Here is a 16,636-nt window from a genome sequence, read left to right on the forward strand (position 1 = left end):
GCATGGCCACCGTGAGGAAAGACGCGGCGGCCCCCGCCGCGCGGGAGGCGGCCGTGACCGGGAAGGGCCCCGTGCCCCCCGGGAAGACCCGCTCCCGGACGAGGCGCTCGACGCTGCCGCTGACGATCGGCTCCGGCCTGCTCGGCCTGGTCTTCTGGGTGGTGCTGGCCAACATCGGCATCCAGGGCTTCCCCGGCCCGCTCGAGGTGGCCGAGCGCGCCGTGACGTCGATCGGCGACGGCACGCTCCTGGGTGACGCCCTCGCCAGCCTCCGCCGGGTTCTGACCGGTTTCGTGCTCGGCGTCGCGCTCGCCGTGCCGGTCGGCTTCCTGATGGGCTGGTACCCGGTGATCCGGGGCCTGATCGAGCCGTGGCTCCAGTTCTTCCGCATGGTCCCGCCGCTGGCGATCATCCCGCTGGCCATCGTGCTCATGGGCATCGACGAGACCCCCAAGATATTCGTGATCTTCCTGGCCTCGTTCCTGTCGTCGGTGGTCTCCACCTTCCAGGGCGTGGTCTCCGTCGACTCCACGCTGATCAACGCGGCCAGGGTCCTCGGCGCGAAGGACCGCACCGTCTTCACCGGGGTGGTCGTCCCCGCCTCAACGCCCTTCATCCTCGTCGGCATGCGCATCGGCCTCGGCGCCTCCTGGGCCACGGTGGTGGCCGCCGAGCTGATCGCCGCCCAGGAGGGGCTCGGATACCGCATGCAGCAGGCCCAGCTCTACTACGACCTTCCGACGATCTTCGTTCAGCTGATCGTCATCGGCCTCATCGGCCTCATCATGGACCGCGCGCTGCTCCTCGCCGAGCGTCGCCTGACGAACTGGCAGGAGCGGAGGTGAGCCCGGTGGTCTCCGGTGCTCCGAAGATCGAGTTCCGTGACGTCTCGCACAGCTTCGCCCTGGGCGGCGGGGAGTTCGCCGCGCTGGACAGGGTGAGCCTGGACATCGCCGACGGCGAGTTCGTCACCGTCGTCGGGCCGTCCGGCTGCGGCAAGAGCACGCTGATGAACGTCGCGGCGGGCCTGCTGGAGCCGGACGCGGGGCAGGTGGTGGTGGACGGGGAGACCGTGCACGGGCCCAGCCCGCAGCGCGGGGTGATCTTCCAGCAGTACGCGCTCTTCCCCTGGATGAGCGTCAGGAAGAACGTCGAGTTCGGCCTGAAGATCGCCGGGGTCGGGGCCGCCGAGCGCCGCCGCAGGGCGGAGCGGTTCATCGACATGGTGGGGCTCACCGACTTCGCCGACGCGCTTCCGAAGACCCTGTCCGGCGGGATGAAGCAGCGCTGCGCCATCGCCCGCGCGTACGCGGTCGATCCCACGATCCTGCTGATGGACGAGCCGTTCGGCGCCCTCGACGCGCTCACCCGGGTCCAGCTACAGGACCGGCTGCTGGACACCTGGAGCCGGGAGCGGCGCACGGTGCTGTTCATCACCCACGACGTGGACGAGGCGGTCTACCTGGCCAACCGGGTGATCGTCATGGCCGCCCGGCCCGGCCGGGTGCACCGCGTGATCGACGTCGACCTGCCCTATCCGCGCACGGAGGAGATCCGCCTGTCGCCGGAGTTCGCCGAACTCCGGCGGGAGGTCTGGCGCTCCGTCTACCACCAGCCCACCCCCATGGAAAGGACCTCGTCATGAGGCATCCCCGCCGGCTGATCGCGTCCTTCGGCGCCGCCCTGGCCCTGCTCCTCCCCGTCGCCGCGTGCGGATCCTCCGCCGATTCCGCGGACTCCGCCGACGGCGCCAAGAAGGTCTCCTTCGGCTACATCGCCGACTTCTCCGGCAGCGCGACCCTCGCCGCCGCCGACAAGCTGGGCCTGTGGGCCAAGCAGGGTCTCACGCCCGATCTGAAGGTCTTCACCAACGGCCCGCTGCAGATCCAGGCCCTGGGCGCGGGCGACCTCGACTTCGGCTACATCGGCTCCGGCGCGACCTGGCTGCCCGCCTCCGGGAAGGCGAAGATCATCGCGGTGAACATGCTCGGCCTGGCCGACCGGGTCATCACCCACGCCGGCTCCGGCATCACCTCGATCGCCGACCTGAAGGGCAAGAAGGTCGGCGTGCCCGAGGGCACCTCCGGCGACATGATCCTGCAGCTCGCCCTCAAGGAGGCGGGCCTCACCCCGGCGGACGTGCAGAAGGTCACCATGGACGCGAGCACGGTGGTCACCGCGTTCTCCTCCAAGCAGGTCGACGCCGCCGCCATCTGGTACCCGCTGATCGACACCATCAAGAAGAACGTCCCCGACCTGGTCGAGCTGAAGAAGAGCGAGGACTTCTACCCCGAGCTGAGCTTCCCCAGCTCCTTCGTCGCCCGCAACGAGCTGGTCAAGGACGACGCGGCGACGGTGACCAAGGTGCTCAAGGTCATCCAGGAGGCGAACGACTGGGTGGCGGCCAACACCGCCGAGGCCGAGACGCTCACCGCGACCTTCCTGAAGGTCCCGGCCGAGCAGTTCAAGGGAGCCTCGGCCGTCACGAAGATCCTGCCCAGCGCCGAACTGGCGAAGTTCGGCGACGACGGCACGGTCGGCGGCTGGTACAAGGGCCTGGCCGACATCTTCGTCACCATGGGCAAGATCAAGGAATCTCCCGACCCCGCCACCTACTACACCGCCGACCTCTACAAGGCGGCCCTCGGCTAGTGTCCCGAGCCGCCGGGCGTCCGGCGGCGAGGTTCTCCAAGGCAGTCCCCGGGAAGGCCCGGGATCGGCGCTCCGGGCGTCGATCCCGGGCCTTCCCCGCGTGATCGGTGTCCCCCGGCGCCGATCCCCGGTCAGGGCCGGCGGGCGTGCGGGACCACCATCGGGGTGAGCGTCCGGGGATCGGGCACGATGTCGCACGCCAGCCCGAAGACCTCCTCGACCAGCTCCGGCGTCAGCACCTCCGGCGGCGGGCCCTGCGCGATCACCCGTCCCTCCTTCATCACGATCAGGTGGGAGGCGAAGCGGGCGGCCTGGTTGAGGTCGTGCAGGACGGCGACGATGGTCCTGCCGTCCTCGTGCAGCTCCCGGCAGAGCTCCAGCAGCTCGTACTGGTGGGCGATGTCGAGGAAGGTGGTCGGCTCGTCGAGCAGCAGGAGGTCCGTCTGCTGCGCCAGCACCATGGCGATCCAGGCGCGCTGGCGCTGACCGCCGGACAGCCGACCGGCCTGCGCCTCGGTGAGGTCCCGGAGGCCCGTCCGGTCGAGGGCGAAGCCGATGGCGGTGTCGTCGTCGGGTGACCACTGGCGCAGCAGCGTGTGGTGGGGGTAGCGGCCCCGCCGTACGAGGCCGCCCACGGTGATGCCGTCGGGAGCGATCGGGTTCTGCGGGAGCAGGGCCACGTGCCGGGCGGCCTCCCGGCCCCGGTAGGACCACAGGTCGCGCCCGTGCAGCAGGATGTTTCCCCGGGCGGGCTTCAGCACCCGGGCGAACGCCTTGACCAGGGTCGACTTGCCGCACCCGTTCGGCCCGATGACCATGGTGAACCCGCCGTGCGGGATGTCGAGGCTGACGTCGCGGACCACGGGGGCGCCGCCGTAGGAGATCGTCACGTCCCGCGCGGCCAGGCCGCTCTCGCTGCTCACAGGCTTCCCTTTTTCCATTCGCGGGTCAGCAGGTATCCGAGGTAGAGGCCGCCGACGGCCAGCGTGTAGATGCCGACGGGCAGGTTGCCCGGGACGGGCGCCTGCTGCGCGGCGAGGTCGGCGAGCACCAGCAGCAGCGCGCCGACCAGCGGGGACAGCGTCAGGTGCGGGCCGGGCAGGCGGGTGAGGCGCCTGGCGATCTGGGGTGCCGTCAGGGCGATGAACGCGATGGGCCCCGCGACGGAGACGGCGCCCGCCGACAGGACGATCGACAGCGTGACGGCGACGGCCCTGGCCCGCTGCGGTTCGGCGCCGAGCGAGCCGGCGAGCTCGTCGCCCATCTCGGAGATGTTCAGGCGCCGGGCGAAGAGCGCGACCAGCGGCACCACGGCCAGGAGGACCGCCCAGATCGTGACGGCGTGCTCCCAGGAGCGGGCGGTCAGGCTGCCGTTGATGTACGCGGTGAGAACGGTGGCCTTGTCCCGCTCCACGGCGTAGACGACGTACTGCGTGAACGCCGTGGCGATCGCGTGGACGCCGATGCCCGCGACGATGAGCCGCCCGGGGTTGCGGAACCCGGTGCCGGTCGACATGTGCACCAGTGCCATGGCGATCACCGCACCCGCCAGGGCGCCGGCCGGGGCAGGGAGCACGCCGGGAAGGAGCAGCACGGCGAACGCGGCGCCCGCCCCGGCGCCGGCGCTCAGCCCGATCACGTCCGGACTGCCCAGCGGGTTGCGGGTGACCGTCTGGAACAGCGCGCCGGACAGGCCGAGCGCGGCGCCGGCGCCGACGGCCACGACCAGGCGGGGGCCGCGCAGCCGTTCCAGCACGAACGCCTGCTTGCCGGTGGCGCCCCGCGTGAGCGCGCTCACCAGATCGGGCAGGGCGATGCCGAGCCGGCCGAGCGAGAGCGTGGCGACGGCGGCGGCGACCAGGAGCGACACGGTGACGATCACGGCGATGACGGAGGCGCGGGCGACCGGAAGCGCCACCGAGCGCCCGATCGTGACGTAGCCGCGCGGAGCCGGGGTCACGCGGCCTCCTCCATCCTGCGTGCGGCCGGCGGGCGGGGTCACGCGGTCTCCCGATCATGTGTACGGCCGGCGGTGAGGCCGCCGCTCCGGTGGGCGGGGCTCACGCGGTGCTCTTCATCCTGCGTACGGCCAGCAGCAGCGCCGGCGCTCCGACGAACGCGGTCACCACGCCGACCATCAGTTCCTGCGGACGCAGCACGACGCGGCCCGCGACATCCGCCAGGAGCAGCAGCGCGGGACCGGCGACGGCCGAGAAGGCGATCTGCGCGCGGGCGTCGACGCCCACCAGCGCCCTGACGATGTGCGGTACGGCCAGGCCGACGAAGGCGATGGGCCCGACCGCCGCGGTCGCCGCGGTGCTCAGCAGGATCGCCGCGAGCATCCCGCCCGCCCGCATCAGGGCCGGATCCGCGCCGAGCGCCGACGCCGACTCCTCGCCGAGCGCGAGCGTGTTCAGGCCCGGCGCGAGCAGTACGGCGAGCACCAGGCCCAGGGCGGCCGGCGGCAGGACCGACATCAGCACGCCGAAGTCCCGTCCCCCCAGCGCGCCGACCACCCAGTAGCGGTAGCTGTCGAAGACCTGCGGCCTGCTCAGCGTCACCGCCTGGACGTAGGCCATCAGGACGGCCGAGACGACCGCTCCGGCCAGGACCAGCCGGGCCAGGCCCGCGCCGGCGCCCACCGAGCCGATGACGTGGACGAGCAGTCCCGCCAGGAGCGCTCCCGGCAGGGCCCACCACACGGTGCTCGCCTGGCCGGAGGCGCCGAGAAAGGCCATCGCGGTGACGATGGCGGCCGACGCTCCCGCGGTGATCCCGAGCAGTCCGGGATCGGCGAGCGGGTTGCGGGTGACGCCCTGCATGAGCGTTCCCGCGACGGCCAGACAGAGCCCGGCGAGCAGGCCGAGCGCGGTGCGCGGGTAGCGGCTCTCCACCACCGCGGTGGTGTTCGGATCCGCGGTGCCGTACAGGACGTCGATGACGTCGGACGGCGAGGTGGGGTGGCTGCCGAGCGCGACGCTCGCGAGGATCGCGAGCGCGAGCACCGCGAGCGCGGCGATCGGGAGGAACACCCGCCGAGCGACGCGCGCGCCGTTCGACGGGGTGCCGGTGGAGGTGGGGCTCACTTGCCGGTGGTGGCGACGGCCTTGTCGATCAGCGGCAGGTAACGATCGATCACCCACGGCACGGTGAGCGGGTTGATGATCGACGACGCGGTGACGAACGGGGTGTCGTCACTGGCGACGACGCCGCCGCGCTTGACCGCGGGGATGGCGGCGTAGAGCTTCTGCGCCTCGATCTCCTTGCGGGTCTTGCCGTCGGTGTAGAAGGTGAAGATCAGGTCGCTCCCGGCGAGCTTCTGCGCGTTCTCCAGGCCGATGAGGGCAGAGTCGGTGCCCTCGGTCTCCTTGAAGGAGTTCACCACCGGGTCGGGGGTGAGGCCGAGGGAGGTGACCATCTCGACCCGCTGCTCCTCGGGCTTGAAGACGCCGAGGGTGCCGGGGCCGGTGGTGTAGATGTAGGAGAAGGTGACGCCCTTGTACTGGGGCCGGGTCGCGGCGGCGTCGGAGAGCTGCTTCTTGATCGTCGAGATCAGCGTCTGCGCCTCGGCCGGCTTGCCCAGCGCCTTGGAGATGATCTCGATCTGCTGGTCCCAGTTCGTGCTCCACGGGAGATCCGGGTAGGCCACGGTCGGCGCGATGCCCGACAGGACGGAGTACTGCTCCTTGGTGATGCCGGACCAGGGCGCCAGGATCACGTCGGGTTCGAGCTCGACGATGGTGTCGAAGTCGATGTCCTCGCCGCCGGCGAACTGCTTCGGCAGCGTGCCGCCGGCCTTGGTCACCGCCTCGTGGATCCACGGCAGGTAGCCGGTCTTGTCGCTGCCCCACGCGTAGCTCTCGATGCCGACCGGCGTGAAGCCGAGCGCGATGGCGGTCTCGGTCGATCCCTGTCCCAGGGTGACGACGCGCTCGGGCTGCTCGGTGATCTTCGCCTGGCCGAGGGCGCTGTCGATCGTGACCGGGAACGCGGCCGTCCCGCCGGTGGTCTGCGCCGGAGCGGCGGCGGGCTTCTCCCCGGCCGCGGAGCAGCCGCCGAGGGCGAGGGCGGCCGCGGCGGCGATCGCGGAGAGCGTGAGCGCGGGGCGGCGCACGGGAGGGAACCTGAACGGCATGGATGATCCTTGTGCATATGGATGCGCGGCCGTGTACCGGCCGCGCGAGGAGGCACGGGCCACGGCCCCGAACTTTCAAAGTTAGGTAAGCCTAGCCTACGTAACCTCCATGCCTCGTTGGGGGCCCATGACATCCCCGCTCGGGCGACGGCCGGGCCCCGTCGCCCCTCCCGCACGGCGCGCACACCGGCCCGGCCGGCCTCCTCTCAGCCCCTCCGGCGGGCGTGCCAGTTGAGGTAGGCGACGCAGAGCAGCGTGGAACCGTACTGCGACTCGACGGCGTGGTCGTCGTAGACCGCGCGGGCATGGGTGAAGAGGGTCTCGTCCCACTGGGCCACAGGCATCCAGCGGGGAGCCTGGAGGTACTGCCCGGCGGTGGCCAGGGCGCCGGTGCCGTCGACCCGGACGAGGGTGGTCGCCACACCGTTGTCGGAGGTCGCGAGGTTCTTCGTGTAGGTGCGGGCGAAGCGCTCCATGTCGCGGCCCCTGTAGTGGATCTTCCGGCGGAAGGCCAGCGCGGCGAACTCGACGTCGATCGCGCCGTGGCTGAGGTCCTCGACCTGCTGGGCGCCCTTGCCCGGTGATCCGTACGACGGGGTGTACTCGGAGACGTCGTCGGCCTTGGTGTAGCCGTTGTAGAGCTTTCCGAACGTCGGCCAGTACGGCCAGACGTAGGCGTCGTCCGCGTCGACCTTCAGGTCCCCGGCGAACGCGCGGGCCAGGCGGCGGGTGCGGTCCAGGTAGGTGGGGTCGCCGGTCGCGGCGGCCAGCTCGGCGTAGGTCTGGCCCAGCCCGAGACTCTGGTTGATGGGCTGTTCCGTGCCGTCGTAGGGGACGGGCATCCCCTTGGGCCAGATGAAGTGGCCGAGCCCGGCGTCGTTCTGCACCCACTCGCGGTCGTGGACGGCCGCGGCGTCCCGGACGGCCGCGAGATACTCGTCGGCCTTGGCCTTGTAGCGCCGGTCACGGCGCAGGCCCGGGGTGCGGTAGACGATCCGCACGAACGACGCCAGCGGATAGGTGATCATGCCGGTGTGCACGGAGAAGTGCGCCGGCGAGGCGGCCAGCCCGGCCGTCCCCAGGGCGGGGATCGGACCCGCGGCCGGCGAGTCCCTGAGGTCGCGGACGGTCACCATGGTCGCCGACGGGTAGGCGTCGAGGACGCGGCGCACGGCGTAGTCGGGGCCGGCCGGGTCCATGGTGAGGTTGGCGAAGGTGGACACCTTGGCCTTGGGGGCGTTGGCCACCTCCAGGGTGAACCGGTCCTCGCTCGTGCCCGCCCGGACGGTCGCGACGGCGTCGTCGACGTTGGTCAGCGCGCTGCGCACCTCCAGCAGCGGCTGCCCGGCCGGATCGAGCAGGGTGACGCCTCCGGCGGTGTAGCTCCGGTTGCGCCAGACGGGCAGCGAGAGGCCGCGGTAGTCGGCCACGCCCCGCTCCGAGTCGCGCATGGCCAGCATGAGGTCGGCGTTGTGGATGAGCCGGTCCAGGTAGGAGGTGTCCTGGTATGCCTCGTACATCCTGATGAAGGCGGCAAGCGCGTAGGACTGACCCCAGCCCAGGCCGCCCTGCTCGTTGTGGTCGGTCGGCTGGCCGAGGGCGCCGCTGGAGTGGAAGACCTTGTCGAACAGGTCGAAGGTCTCCCTGGCCGTGTAGTCGTAGCCCGCGGCGGCGCGGGCCGTACCTGTGGTGCCGAGAACTCCCAGGGCGAGAGATCCCAGCGCGAATTGCCTGCGTGACAGCATTGCTCGACCACCTTTCGCGCGACGTCAGCCCTTGACCGCGCCGCGCATGCCTTCGAGTACGTGACGTTGCATGATCATGAAGAAGATGACGACGGGCAGGATCGAGATGACGGTTCCGGCGGCGAGGCTGCGGACGTCGGTGCCGGTGACGCCCGCGAGGTAGGAGATCCCCAGGGCGATCGGGTACATCGCGGAGTCCTTCAGCACGACCATCGGCCATATGAAGCTGTTCCAGACCGAGATGAAGCCGAAGATGCCGAGAATCGCCAGGGTGGGGCGCGCGGCGGGCAGCATGACGTGCCAGAAGATCCTCAGCTCGTGGCAGCCGTCGGTGCGCGCAGCGTCGATGACCTCGCGCGGCACGCCCGTGAAGGTCTGGCGGAGCAGGAAGATCCCGAAGGCCGACAGCAGTCCGGGCAGGATCACGCCCGCGTAGCTGTCGGCCATGCCGAGCTGCGAGACCACCAGGAAGCGGGGGAGGAGCATGACCTCGCCCGGCAGGAACATCGTCGACAGGATGGCGAAGAAGATGAGGTTCCGGCCGCGGAAGTTCATCTGGGCGAGCGGGTAGGCGCACAGCGCGGAGACGATGATGTACACGGGCACCATCACGCCGACGTAGATGACCGAGTTGATCAGGTAGGTCGGGTAGGGGATGGTCGTCCACGCCTCCTTCACCCAGGTCAGGACCGGGGGCCGGGGGATGACGTCGGGCGGGAAGGAGAAGACGGCCTGGCCGGCGGGCTTGAAGGCCGCCGAGAGCAGGATCAGGAACGGGCCGACGAAGACGAGGGCGATCGCGGTCAGCAGGACGTACATGCCCGCGCGCCGCAGCCAGAAGGCGAGCCTCGGCGTCATGGCGTGACCGTCCTTCCCTTGGTGATCCGGTAGTTGGCCAGCGCCATGAGGATCAGGAGGACCCACAGGACGAGGCCCATGGCGCTGGCGTAACCCATGTCGTACTTCTGGAAGGCCGCCGACCAGATGTAGTAGCCGAGCGTGAGGGTGGAGTCCTGCGGGCCGCCCTGGGTCATCACGTAGACGGACGTGAAGACCTGCATCGCCTCAAGCATCTCCATGGTCAGCGTGACCGCGATGTAGGGGACGATCAGCGGGACGGTGATGTGGCGCAGCCGGTGCCAGGCCGAGGCGCCGTCGACCTTGGCGGCCTCGTAGAGGTTCGTGGGGATGGTCTGCAGCCCGGCGAGATAGATCATCATGAAGACGCCCATGCTCTTCCAGCCCTCGACGAGGACGAGGGCCGGAAGGGCCCACACGGGGTCGAGGAGATACTGGATCGGCTGGTCGAGGACGCCGAAGCCGGTGAGGATCCAGTTGAGCACGCCCTGCTGGTTGAAGACGTACTCCCAGGCGACGCCGACCGCGACCATCGAGGTCACGACGGGCAGGTAGTAGAGCATCCGGAACGTCTTGATGCCCGGCAGTCTCTGGTTGACGAGTACGGCCAGCAGCAGCGGGACGACGACGAGCAGCGGGAACATCCCCACCAGGAACAGCAGCGAATTGCCCAGGCCGGTCCAGAACCTGTCGTCGCCCATGAGCCGGACGAAGTTGCCCGCGCCCACGAAGACCGGCTCGGAGATCGCGTCCCACTCGAAGAACGACAGCTGGATCGCGGTGATCGCCGGCCACGCGAAGAAGACCCCGAACAGGATCAGGGCCGGCAGCGGGAAGAGGTAGGGCGTGTACCAGCGCTGCCCCGGCAACCTGCCGGGCCGGGGCGCTCGCACGTCGCGTTTTCCGCGGCCACGCCGCATCGGGGCCGCCGAAGGCGCGTGGCTCTCTTGTACGTGTATGGCCATCGGCGCTAACACCCTTCAGCGCGAATTTGTGAGGGCCGTAGATTAGATAACGGCAGGCCAGAATTCCGGGAGCGTATCTTTGCCGATTCGCGTTCGTCAAGGGTGAACGGGCTGGCCGGAAGAGTTGTGAGAGAGGCGGATCCGGGGGCTTGACGGGGCGTGACCGGGCTGACATTGTGCCGAAAGAATGATTTAAGGACGGCCGCAATTCAGGAGGCTCGTAATGACTCCACCCAGGACGGCGTTAGCGGCAGGGCTGCTGGCGCTGGCGGTTCTCACCACCGGGTGCGTGGCGGGCACCTCCGCCGGCGCCCCCTCCGCCGCGGCCGACCAGCCGTTCGAGGGTGAGGTCGAATTCTGGACGATCAACCTGAAGAAGAACTTCAACGACTATGTCACCGGGCTGATCACCCAGTACCAGAAGGAACACCCCAAGGTCACCGTCAAGTGGGTGGACGTGCCCGGCCAGGACAGCGCGACCAAGCTGCTCGCGGCCATGGCCAGCGGTGACGTGCCCGACGCGGTCAACCTGGGCTCTCCCGACATCGGCAGGTTCATCCCGTCGCTGGCGCCGATGGACGACTACTTCAAGCCGGAGGACCTCGCCGACTTCCAGCCGAACCTGGTGGAGCCGCTGCGCCAGGACGGCAAGCTCTACGGGGTGCCCTGGTACAACGGCGGCGCCCCGGTGGCGATGTACCGCAAGTCGGTCGTGTCCAAGGCCGGCTTCGACGAGAAGGCGCCGCCGAAGACCTACGACGAGGCACTGGACCTGGCGGCCAAGGTCTACGACGAGACCAAGGTCTACGGCATCAACGAGATCCCCGGGCCGTCCGTCGTCTCCGTGCTGCGCTACTACGGGGTCACGCTGCTGTCGGAGGACAGGAAGAAGGCGGCGTTCAACACCCCCGAGGTCGCCGCGATCATCGAGAGGTTCAAGAAGAGCTACGACGAGCACGGCATCGCGCCGGGCTCCGTCTCCAAGGACGTCCGCGCCCTTCCGCAGAGCCTCGACAACGGCCAGGTCGCCTTCACGGCCAGCGCCAACGGCTCGACCCTGGTCAACATCCAGAAGAACGCCCCCGACATCTACAAGGACCTCGTCGTCACCGAGCCCGTCCGGACGGCCGGCGGCGGCTACCTGCTCAACGCCCAGCAGACGTTCACGATCCCCAAGGCCTCCAAGCACAAGAAGGCGGCGGCCGAGTTCATCAAGTTCTTCACCAACGGCGCCAACCAGCTCGCCTTCTGCAAGATCGTGCCGATCTACCCGTCGACGATCTCCTCGACGAAGGACGCCTTCTTCACCGGCACCGGCGGCACCGAGCCGATGGACGTCGCCCGCCAGGTGATCGTCAAGGGGCTGCCGAAACTGGAGTACACACCGATGGGCACGGCCAAGGACACCGAGCTCGCCGAGTCCCTGGCGGAGGAGATCCGCGCCGTGTTCCAGGGACAGAAGAGCGTGAAGGACGCGCTCGACACCGCAGAGAAGAATTGGAATGACGCTCTTGTCTAAGCTACGAGTCGGCATCGTGGGCGCCGGGATCATGGGCCGCGGGCACGCCGAGGTGCTGGCGGCCCATCCGCATGCCGAGATCACCGCCGTGGCCAGCCGTACCCGGGAGCACGCGGAGGAACTGGCCGGGCGGGTGGGAGCCGCCGTCCACCTCGACTACCAGGAGTTGCTGGCCTCCGGCACGGTCGACGCGGTGTCGATCACCACGCCCGACCACCTGCACGCCGACGTGATGGTGGCGGCGGCCGAGGCGGGCGTCCACATCCTGGTGGAGAAGCCGTTCACCACGACGGTGGCCGACGCCGACCGCGCGCTCGCGGCGATCCGGCGGGCGGGCGTGGTCGCGATGTGCCTGTTCAACCACCGCTGGGTGCCCGCCTACGCCCAGGCCAAGGACCAGATGCCCCTGCTGGGGGAGGCGGTCGTGGGCTACGCGAGGAAGAACGACACGATCCACGTGCCCACCGAGATGATCGGCTGGGCGGACCGGACGACCTGCGCCTGGTTCCTGTCCAGCCACGACATCGACCTGGTGACCTGGCTGTTCGACGACGAGGTGGTCGAGGTCTTCGCCACGGCCCGCCACGGCAAGCTCCGGGCGATGGGCGTCGACACCCCCGACGCCATGCAGATCCAGGCCCGGTTCAGCCGGGGCGCCACCGCCACGTTCGAGTCGGCCTGGATCTATCCCAACACCTTCCCGACCATGGTCGACAGCTACGTCACCGTGGTCGGAGAGGACGGCGTGGTCCAGCTCGACCGGCAGCGGGAGAACATCCAGCTCGCCACCGACAAGGGCTACACCTACCCGCGGAACATGCTCCAGCGCGTCGTCCACGGCATTCCGGCCGGCGCCTACCGCGACGCCATCGAGCACTTCGTGCACTGCGCCCGGACGGGAACCGAGCCGTTGATCACGGTCGAGAGCTCCCGCCACGTCACCGCGGTGCTCGCCGCCGCGCACGAGTCCGCGCGGACGGGCCTGCCGGTGAAGGTCGCGGGGAGGGACTGACGTGCAGTACGTGGAGAGACCGCCACACATCGATCCCGTGCGGATGCGTCACATCACCGATGAGGACCTGCTCGCGGCGACCGGGACCGCGACGGTGGAGGAGCTGCGCCGCCACCTGTCCACCAGGACCGGGCCCCGGCCGGTGTTCGACGTCGCCCGCTGGGCGGCGGCCATGTCCGGGACGGAGGCCGCCGCGCAGGCCGTCGCCGCCGCCGACGAGCTCCTCGGCACCGAGGTCGACTTCCTGGACAAGGGGCGCGGACGGTCGAGGCTCTACGGATTCCACTACCTGAGGTGGATGTCGCCGCTGGTCTCGGCCTACGCGCTGACCGGCGACCCGGCCTACGCCAAGGAGTGGGACCGGCTGTTCGGCCAGTGGTACGACAGCCGGGACCACGTGGCCGGCGACTGGCCCGGTCTCGACGTCATCTGGTACTCCCTCGGCGTCTGGGCGCGCTCCTCCCTGGTCACCCAGGCACTGGCGGTCTTCGGCGAGGAGCCCGCGCTCAGCCGCGAGGGCTGGCTGCGGATGGTGAAGACCATCCTGGGCGGCGCCCGCTGGGCGGCCGAGGAGCACGACGAGTTCCGGCAGGGCAACTGGCAGTTCGCGTGCGCGTCCGAGCTCCTGCACGTCGCCGCGGTCTTCCCCGAGTTCGGCGAGGCGGGCGGCTGGGCCGAGATCGCCAAGGCGCGGATCCTCGACCACCTCGAACTCGACGTCCGGGCCGACGGCGGGCACCACGAGCGCTCTCCCGGCTACCACAGCATGTGCGTCGAGGCCGTCCAGCGGGCCGCTGTCATCGGCGAGCAGTACCTGGGCTGGGACCTGGCCGGCCACCCGAGGGTCCGGGCCATGCACGACTGGTACGTCGCGCTCGTCACCCCCGCCGGGTGGATCCCCCACCTGCAGGACAGCGGTCTGTTCTGGCCCGCCGCGCACCTGCTGCGCGGCCACTACCTGCTCGGCGATCCCGGCTACGAGGAGCTCGCCCGGCGCTGGCTGACGCCCGAGCAGCTGCGCGGCGAGCTGGCGTGGCTGCCGCCCCGCCCGGACGGCGCGCCCGTGCCCGCTCCGGCGAGCGAGCCCGACTCCTCCTCCCGCACCCTGGACACCAGCCGGTACGCGGTCTTCCGCACGGGATGGGAGCCCGACTCGCTGCACACGGTGGTGAACTACGGGCCGTTCGTCGGCCACGAGTTGGAGCCGCACAGCCACCACGCGGCGCTGGACTTCGTACTGTCCGGCTGGGGCGTGCCCCTCGCGTGGGAGGCGGGCGGTCCGCCGTCCTACGACGATCCCGGCTACTACGACTGGTACCAGGCGACCCGCGGGCACAACACGGTGCTCCTGCCGGGCGAGGAGTTCGTCGCCGACCGTGACGCCACCTGCGACACGTTCGCGGCCCTGCCGCACGTGGACGTGTTCGCGGGCCATCACCACGGCTACCCCAGCAGGCACGACCGGCGGATCGTCTTCGTCCGCGACTCCCCGTCGTACTGGCTGGTGACCGACGAGATCGAGGACGGCCCGGAGGCCGTCTGGCAGGTGCACGGCCGCTCGCCCTGGACGGAGCGGGCCGGAGGGCACGCCAACGTGCGGGGCCCCGGCCTCTACGTGATCCCCGCCGACCCCGAGGCGGTCACGGGCGTCCTGCACGGCCGCGGGCCGAGCCGGATCCCCGACCCCGTGGCCAGGACCGCGGAGTACGGCGAGGTGCACACCCTCGGCCTGCGTCAGCGGGCCGGAACGTTCACGGTCGGTCTCTTCCCCTACGCCGAGGACCCTCCGGCGGTACGGCTGCGCGGAGGCGAGGTCTCCCTCGACGGCGTCGTCGACGCCTTCTCGGGTCACCAGTGGACGCGCTGCGACACCGAGGGAGTCCTGCTCGCCGCCGCCTGCTGGGGCCCCTCCCTCGTCCACGACGGGATCGCCCTGGTCGAGGCCCGCGGACTGGTCGCGGCCGACGTCACCTACCGCGGAGGATTCGCCGCGGTGGTGGACACCGACCGGTGCACCGAGCTGAGGGTCCACGCCCCCGGCGTGACCAGGCTCGCGCTCAACGGGGTACGGCTGCGCCCGGGCCTCACGGTCACCCTCCCGTCGTCCGGTCGATGGCACCTGGAAGCAGCCGATGAGTAGCCGAGGGCCCGTGCTGATAGACACCGACGCGATGCTGGGCCGCCATCCCGCCCGCGACGTCGGCGCGGGCACCGTCGCGGAGGCGCTGGCCGGGATGGACCGCTTCGGCATCTCCGAGGCGCTGGTCGGGCACACGCTGTCGTGGCTGCACGACCCCCGCACCGGCAACCGGGCGCTGCTGGAGCTGGTCGCCGGCCAGCCCCGGCTGCACCCGTGCTGGGTGATGCTCCCCGACACCTGCGGCGAGACGGGAACCCCGGCGGCGTTCGTGACCGCCGCCCTGGAGAGCGGCGTCCACGCGGTGCGCGCCTACCCCGCCGACCACGGCTACGACCTCGCGGGCGTGGACGCGGCGCCGATGCTCGACGCGGTCGCCGAAGCCGGGCTCCCCCTGCTCCTCGACGCCGCCCAGACCACGTGGCCGCAGGTGGAGGCGGTCGCCGCGGCCCGCCCGCACCTCGCGATCGTGGTCGGCGGGCTCGGCTACCGCGTCCTGCGCCAGGCGGCCGGCGTCCTGGCCCGCACGGAGAACGTCCACCTGGGGCTGGCCAACCTCTCCTCGCACTGCGGCCTGGAGTGGCTCGTCGAGCGGTTCGGCGAGCAGCGGCTGGTCTTCGGCACCGGCGCGCCCACCCGTGATCCGGCCGAGGCGGTCACCCGGCTGCTCTGGTCGGAGCTCGACGACGGAGCGGTGGCGGCGATCGGCGCGGGCAACCTGCGGAGCCTGCTCCGCAAGAAGGCGAGAGCAGCTTGAACCCCCTCACGTCCGCCCTGTGGGAGCGCCGTCCCCAGCGCAGCCTGCGGATCGTCGACGCGCACGCCCACACCGGGCCGTACAGCCTGTTCTTCATCCCCGAGGCGGGACCGGCGGCGATGGTCAGGGTGATGGACCGGTGCGGGGTGTCGCACGCCGTCCTCTCCAGCCACCTGGCGATCCAGCTCGACGCCGCGGCGGGCAACGCGGCGACCGCCGAGGCCGTCGGCCACGCCCCCGACCGGTTCACCGGCTACCTGACCGTCAACCCGTGGCAGGACCCGGTGGGGGAGATCGGGAAGTGGGGGGAGGACCCCCGTTTCGGGGGCATCAAGCTCCATCCGGACCTGCACGTCTACCCGCTCACGGGACCGAGGTACGCGCCGGTGTGGGAGTTCGCGCAGCGCACCGGCTGCCCGGTGCTCACGCACACCTACGACGGCTCGCCGTACAACGACCTGCCTATGGTGGAGGAGATGGCCATCCGCTACCCGGGGGTGGTGATCCTCGCCGGGCACGCGGGCGCCACCCCGCTGGGGTTCGACGCGGCCATCGAGGTGGCACAGCGCCGTCCGGAGGTGGTGCTGGAGGTGTGCGGTTCGTACAACACAGGTGCCGACATCGCCCGCATGGTGCGCGAGGTCGGCCCGCGACAGGTGGTGTTCGGCTCCGACTTCCCGTTCATCGACCTCCGGATGTCGCTCGGACGGGTACTCTTCAGTGATCTCGGTGACGATGCCAGAGCCGCCGTGCTCGGTGGAACGATGACCGATCTGCTCCAGTGGCGGGACAACGCCCGGCGAGCACGTTCCAGTCAGGTGACCACACCCTGAGCGCGATTTATGATCCCCGTGGG

General features: G+C 70.6%; 15 protein-coding genes. 8 read left to right on the plus strand and 7 right to left on the minus strand.

Features of this window, described 5'->3' with window-relative positions; genetic code table 11:
- Window positions 1-2 precede the first annotated feature (2 nt).
- From SROS_RS14840 to SROS_RS14850, 3 genes are read left to right on the plus strand one after another with little or no spacing between them, the layout of a single operon-like run.
- Window positions 3-845 carry an ABC transporter permease gene (locus tag SROS_RS14840; RefSeq protein WP_012889760.1) on the plus strand — a complete coding sequence of 281 codons (843 nt, stop codon included), beginning with the start codon at window positions 3-5 and terminating at the stop codon, window positions 843-845.
- Complete coding sequence (locus tag SROS_RS14845; protein WP_012889761.1) at window positions 842-1,645, plus strand: ABC transporter ATP-binding protein; 804 nt, start codon at window positions 842-844, stop codon at window positions 1,643-1,645. Before SROS_RS14840 ends, SROS_RS14845 begins: the two co-directional genes overlap by 4 nt.
- Window positions 1,642-2,652 (plus strand): aliphatic sulfonate ABC transporter substrate-binding protein, encoded by a 1,011-nt coding sequence (locus SROS_RS14850; protein WP_012889762.1) that lies wholly within the window; start codon window positions 1,642-1,644, stop codon window positions 2,650-2,652. Before SROS_RS14845 ends, SROS_RS14850 begins: the two co-directional genes overlap by 4 nt.
- A gap of 131 nt (window positions 2,653-2,783) precedes the next feature.
- Here the strand turns inward: SROS_RS14850 and SROS_RS14855 are convergent, their stop codons facing one another.
- The 7 genes from SROS_RS14855 to SROS_RS14885 all read right to left on the minus strand — a co-directional run bounded on the left by SROS_RS14855 (window position 2,784) and on the right by SROS_RS14885 (window position 10,283).
- Window positions 2,784-3,593: an ABC transporter ATP-binding protein gene (locus SROS_RS14855; protein ID WP_012889763.1), complete on the minus strand. Its 810-nt coding sequence runs from the start codon at window positions 3,591-3,593 to the stop codon at window positions 2,784-2,786.
- Entirely contained in the window at window positions 3,572-4,612 is a 1,041-nt protein-coding gene (locus SROS_RS14860) for a FecCD family ABC transporter permease (RefSeq protein WP_012889764.1), read from the minus strand. The genes SROS_RS14855 and SROS_RS14860 overlap by 22 nt, the downstream gene beginning before the upstream one ends.
- A gap of 100 nt (window positions 4,613-4,712) precedes the next feature.
- Window positions 4,713-5,738, minus strand: coding sequence for a FecCD family ABC transporter permease (locus tag SROS_RS14865; protein ID WP_012889765.1), 1,026 nt, complete (start codon window positions 5,736-5,738; stop codon window positions 4,713-4,715).
- Complete coding sequence (locus SROS_RS14870) at window positions 5,735-6,787, minus strand: iron-siderophore ABC transporter substrate-binding protein (RefSeq protein WP_012889766.1); 1,053 nt, start codon at window positions 6,785-6,787, stop codon at window positions 5,735-5,737. Before SROS_RS14870 ends, SROS_RS14865 begins: the two co-directional genes overlap by 4 nt.
- Before the next feature lie 206 nt (window positions 6,788-6,993).
- Entirely contained in the window at window positions 6,994-8,532 is a 1,539-nt protein-coding gene (locus SROS_RS14875) for a hypothetical protein (protein ID WP_012889767.1), read from the minus strand.
- A gap of 24 nt (window positions 8,533-8,556) precedes the next feature.
- Entirely contained in the window at window positions 8,557-9,390 is an 834-nt protein-coding gene (locus tag SROS_RS14880) for a carbohydrate ABC transporter permease (RefSeq protein ID WP_012889768.1), read from the minus strand.
- Window positions 9,387-10,283, minus strand: a complete 897-nt coding sequence (locus SROS_RS14885; RefSeq protein ID WP_218919840.1) for a carbohydrate ABC transporter permease — start codon at window positions 10,281-10,283, stop codon at window positions 9,387-9,389. The genes SROS_RS14880 and SROS_RS14885 overlap by 4 nt, the downstream gene beginning before the upstream one ends.
- Window positions 10,284-10,578: 295 nt before the next feature.
- Here SROS_RS14885 and SROS_RS14890 point away from each other — a divergent pair, with 295 nt between their 5' ends.
- From SROS_RS14890 to SROS_RS14910, 5 genes are read left to right on the plus strand one after another with little or no spacing between them, the layout of a single operon-like run.
- A complete protein-coding gene (locus SROS_RS14890) occupies window positions 10,579-11,874 on the plus strand; it encodes an ABC transporter substrate-binding protein (RefSeq protein WP_012889770.1) in 1,296 nt (431 codons plus the stop codon).
- The gene (locus tag SROS_RS14895) at window positions 11,858-12,886 is read left to right on the plus strand and encodes a Gfo/Idh/MocA family protein (RefSeq protein ID WP_012889771.1); all 1,029 of its coding nucleotides are present in this window, start codon (window positions 11,858-11,860) and stop codon (window positions 12,884-12,886) included. The genes SROS_RS14890 and SROS_RS14895 overlap by 17 nt, the downstream gene beginning before the upstream one ends.
- A 1-nt stretch (window position 12,887) precedes the next feature.
- Entirely contained in the window at window positions 12,888-15,026 is a 2,139-nt protein-coding gene (locus tag SROS_RS14900; protein WP_012889772.1) for a heparinase II/III family protein, read from the plus strand.
- 10 nt (window positions 15,027-15,036) lie between these two features.
- On the plus strand, window positions 15,037-15,780 hold the full coding sequence (locus SROS_RS14905; RefSeq protein WP_218919841.1) for an amidohydrolase family protein: 744 nt from the start codon (window positions 15,037-15,039) through the stop codon (window positions 15,778-15,780).
- Window positions 15,777-16,613: an amidohydrolase family protein gene (locus SROS_RS14910; protein WP_012889774.1), complete on the plus strand. Its 837-nt coding sequence runs from the start codon at window positions 15,777-15,779 to the stop codon at window positions 16,611-16,613. The genes SROS_RS14905 and SROS_RS14910 overlap by 4 nt, the downstream gene beginning before the upstream one ends.
- Window positions 16,614-16,636 lie beyond the last annotated feature (23 nt).

The sequence above is a fragment of the Streptosporangium roseum DSM 43021 genome, from assembly GCF_000024865.1.
GTDB classification, from domain to species: Bacteria; Actinomycetota; Actinomycetes; order Streptosporangiales; family Streptosporangiaceae; genus Streptosporangium; species Streptosporangium roseum.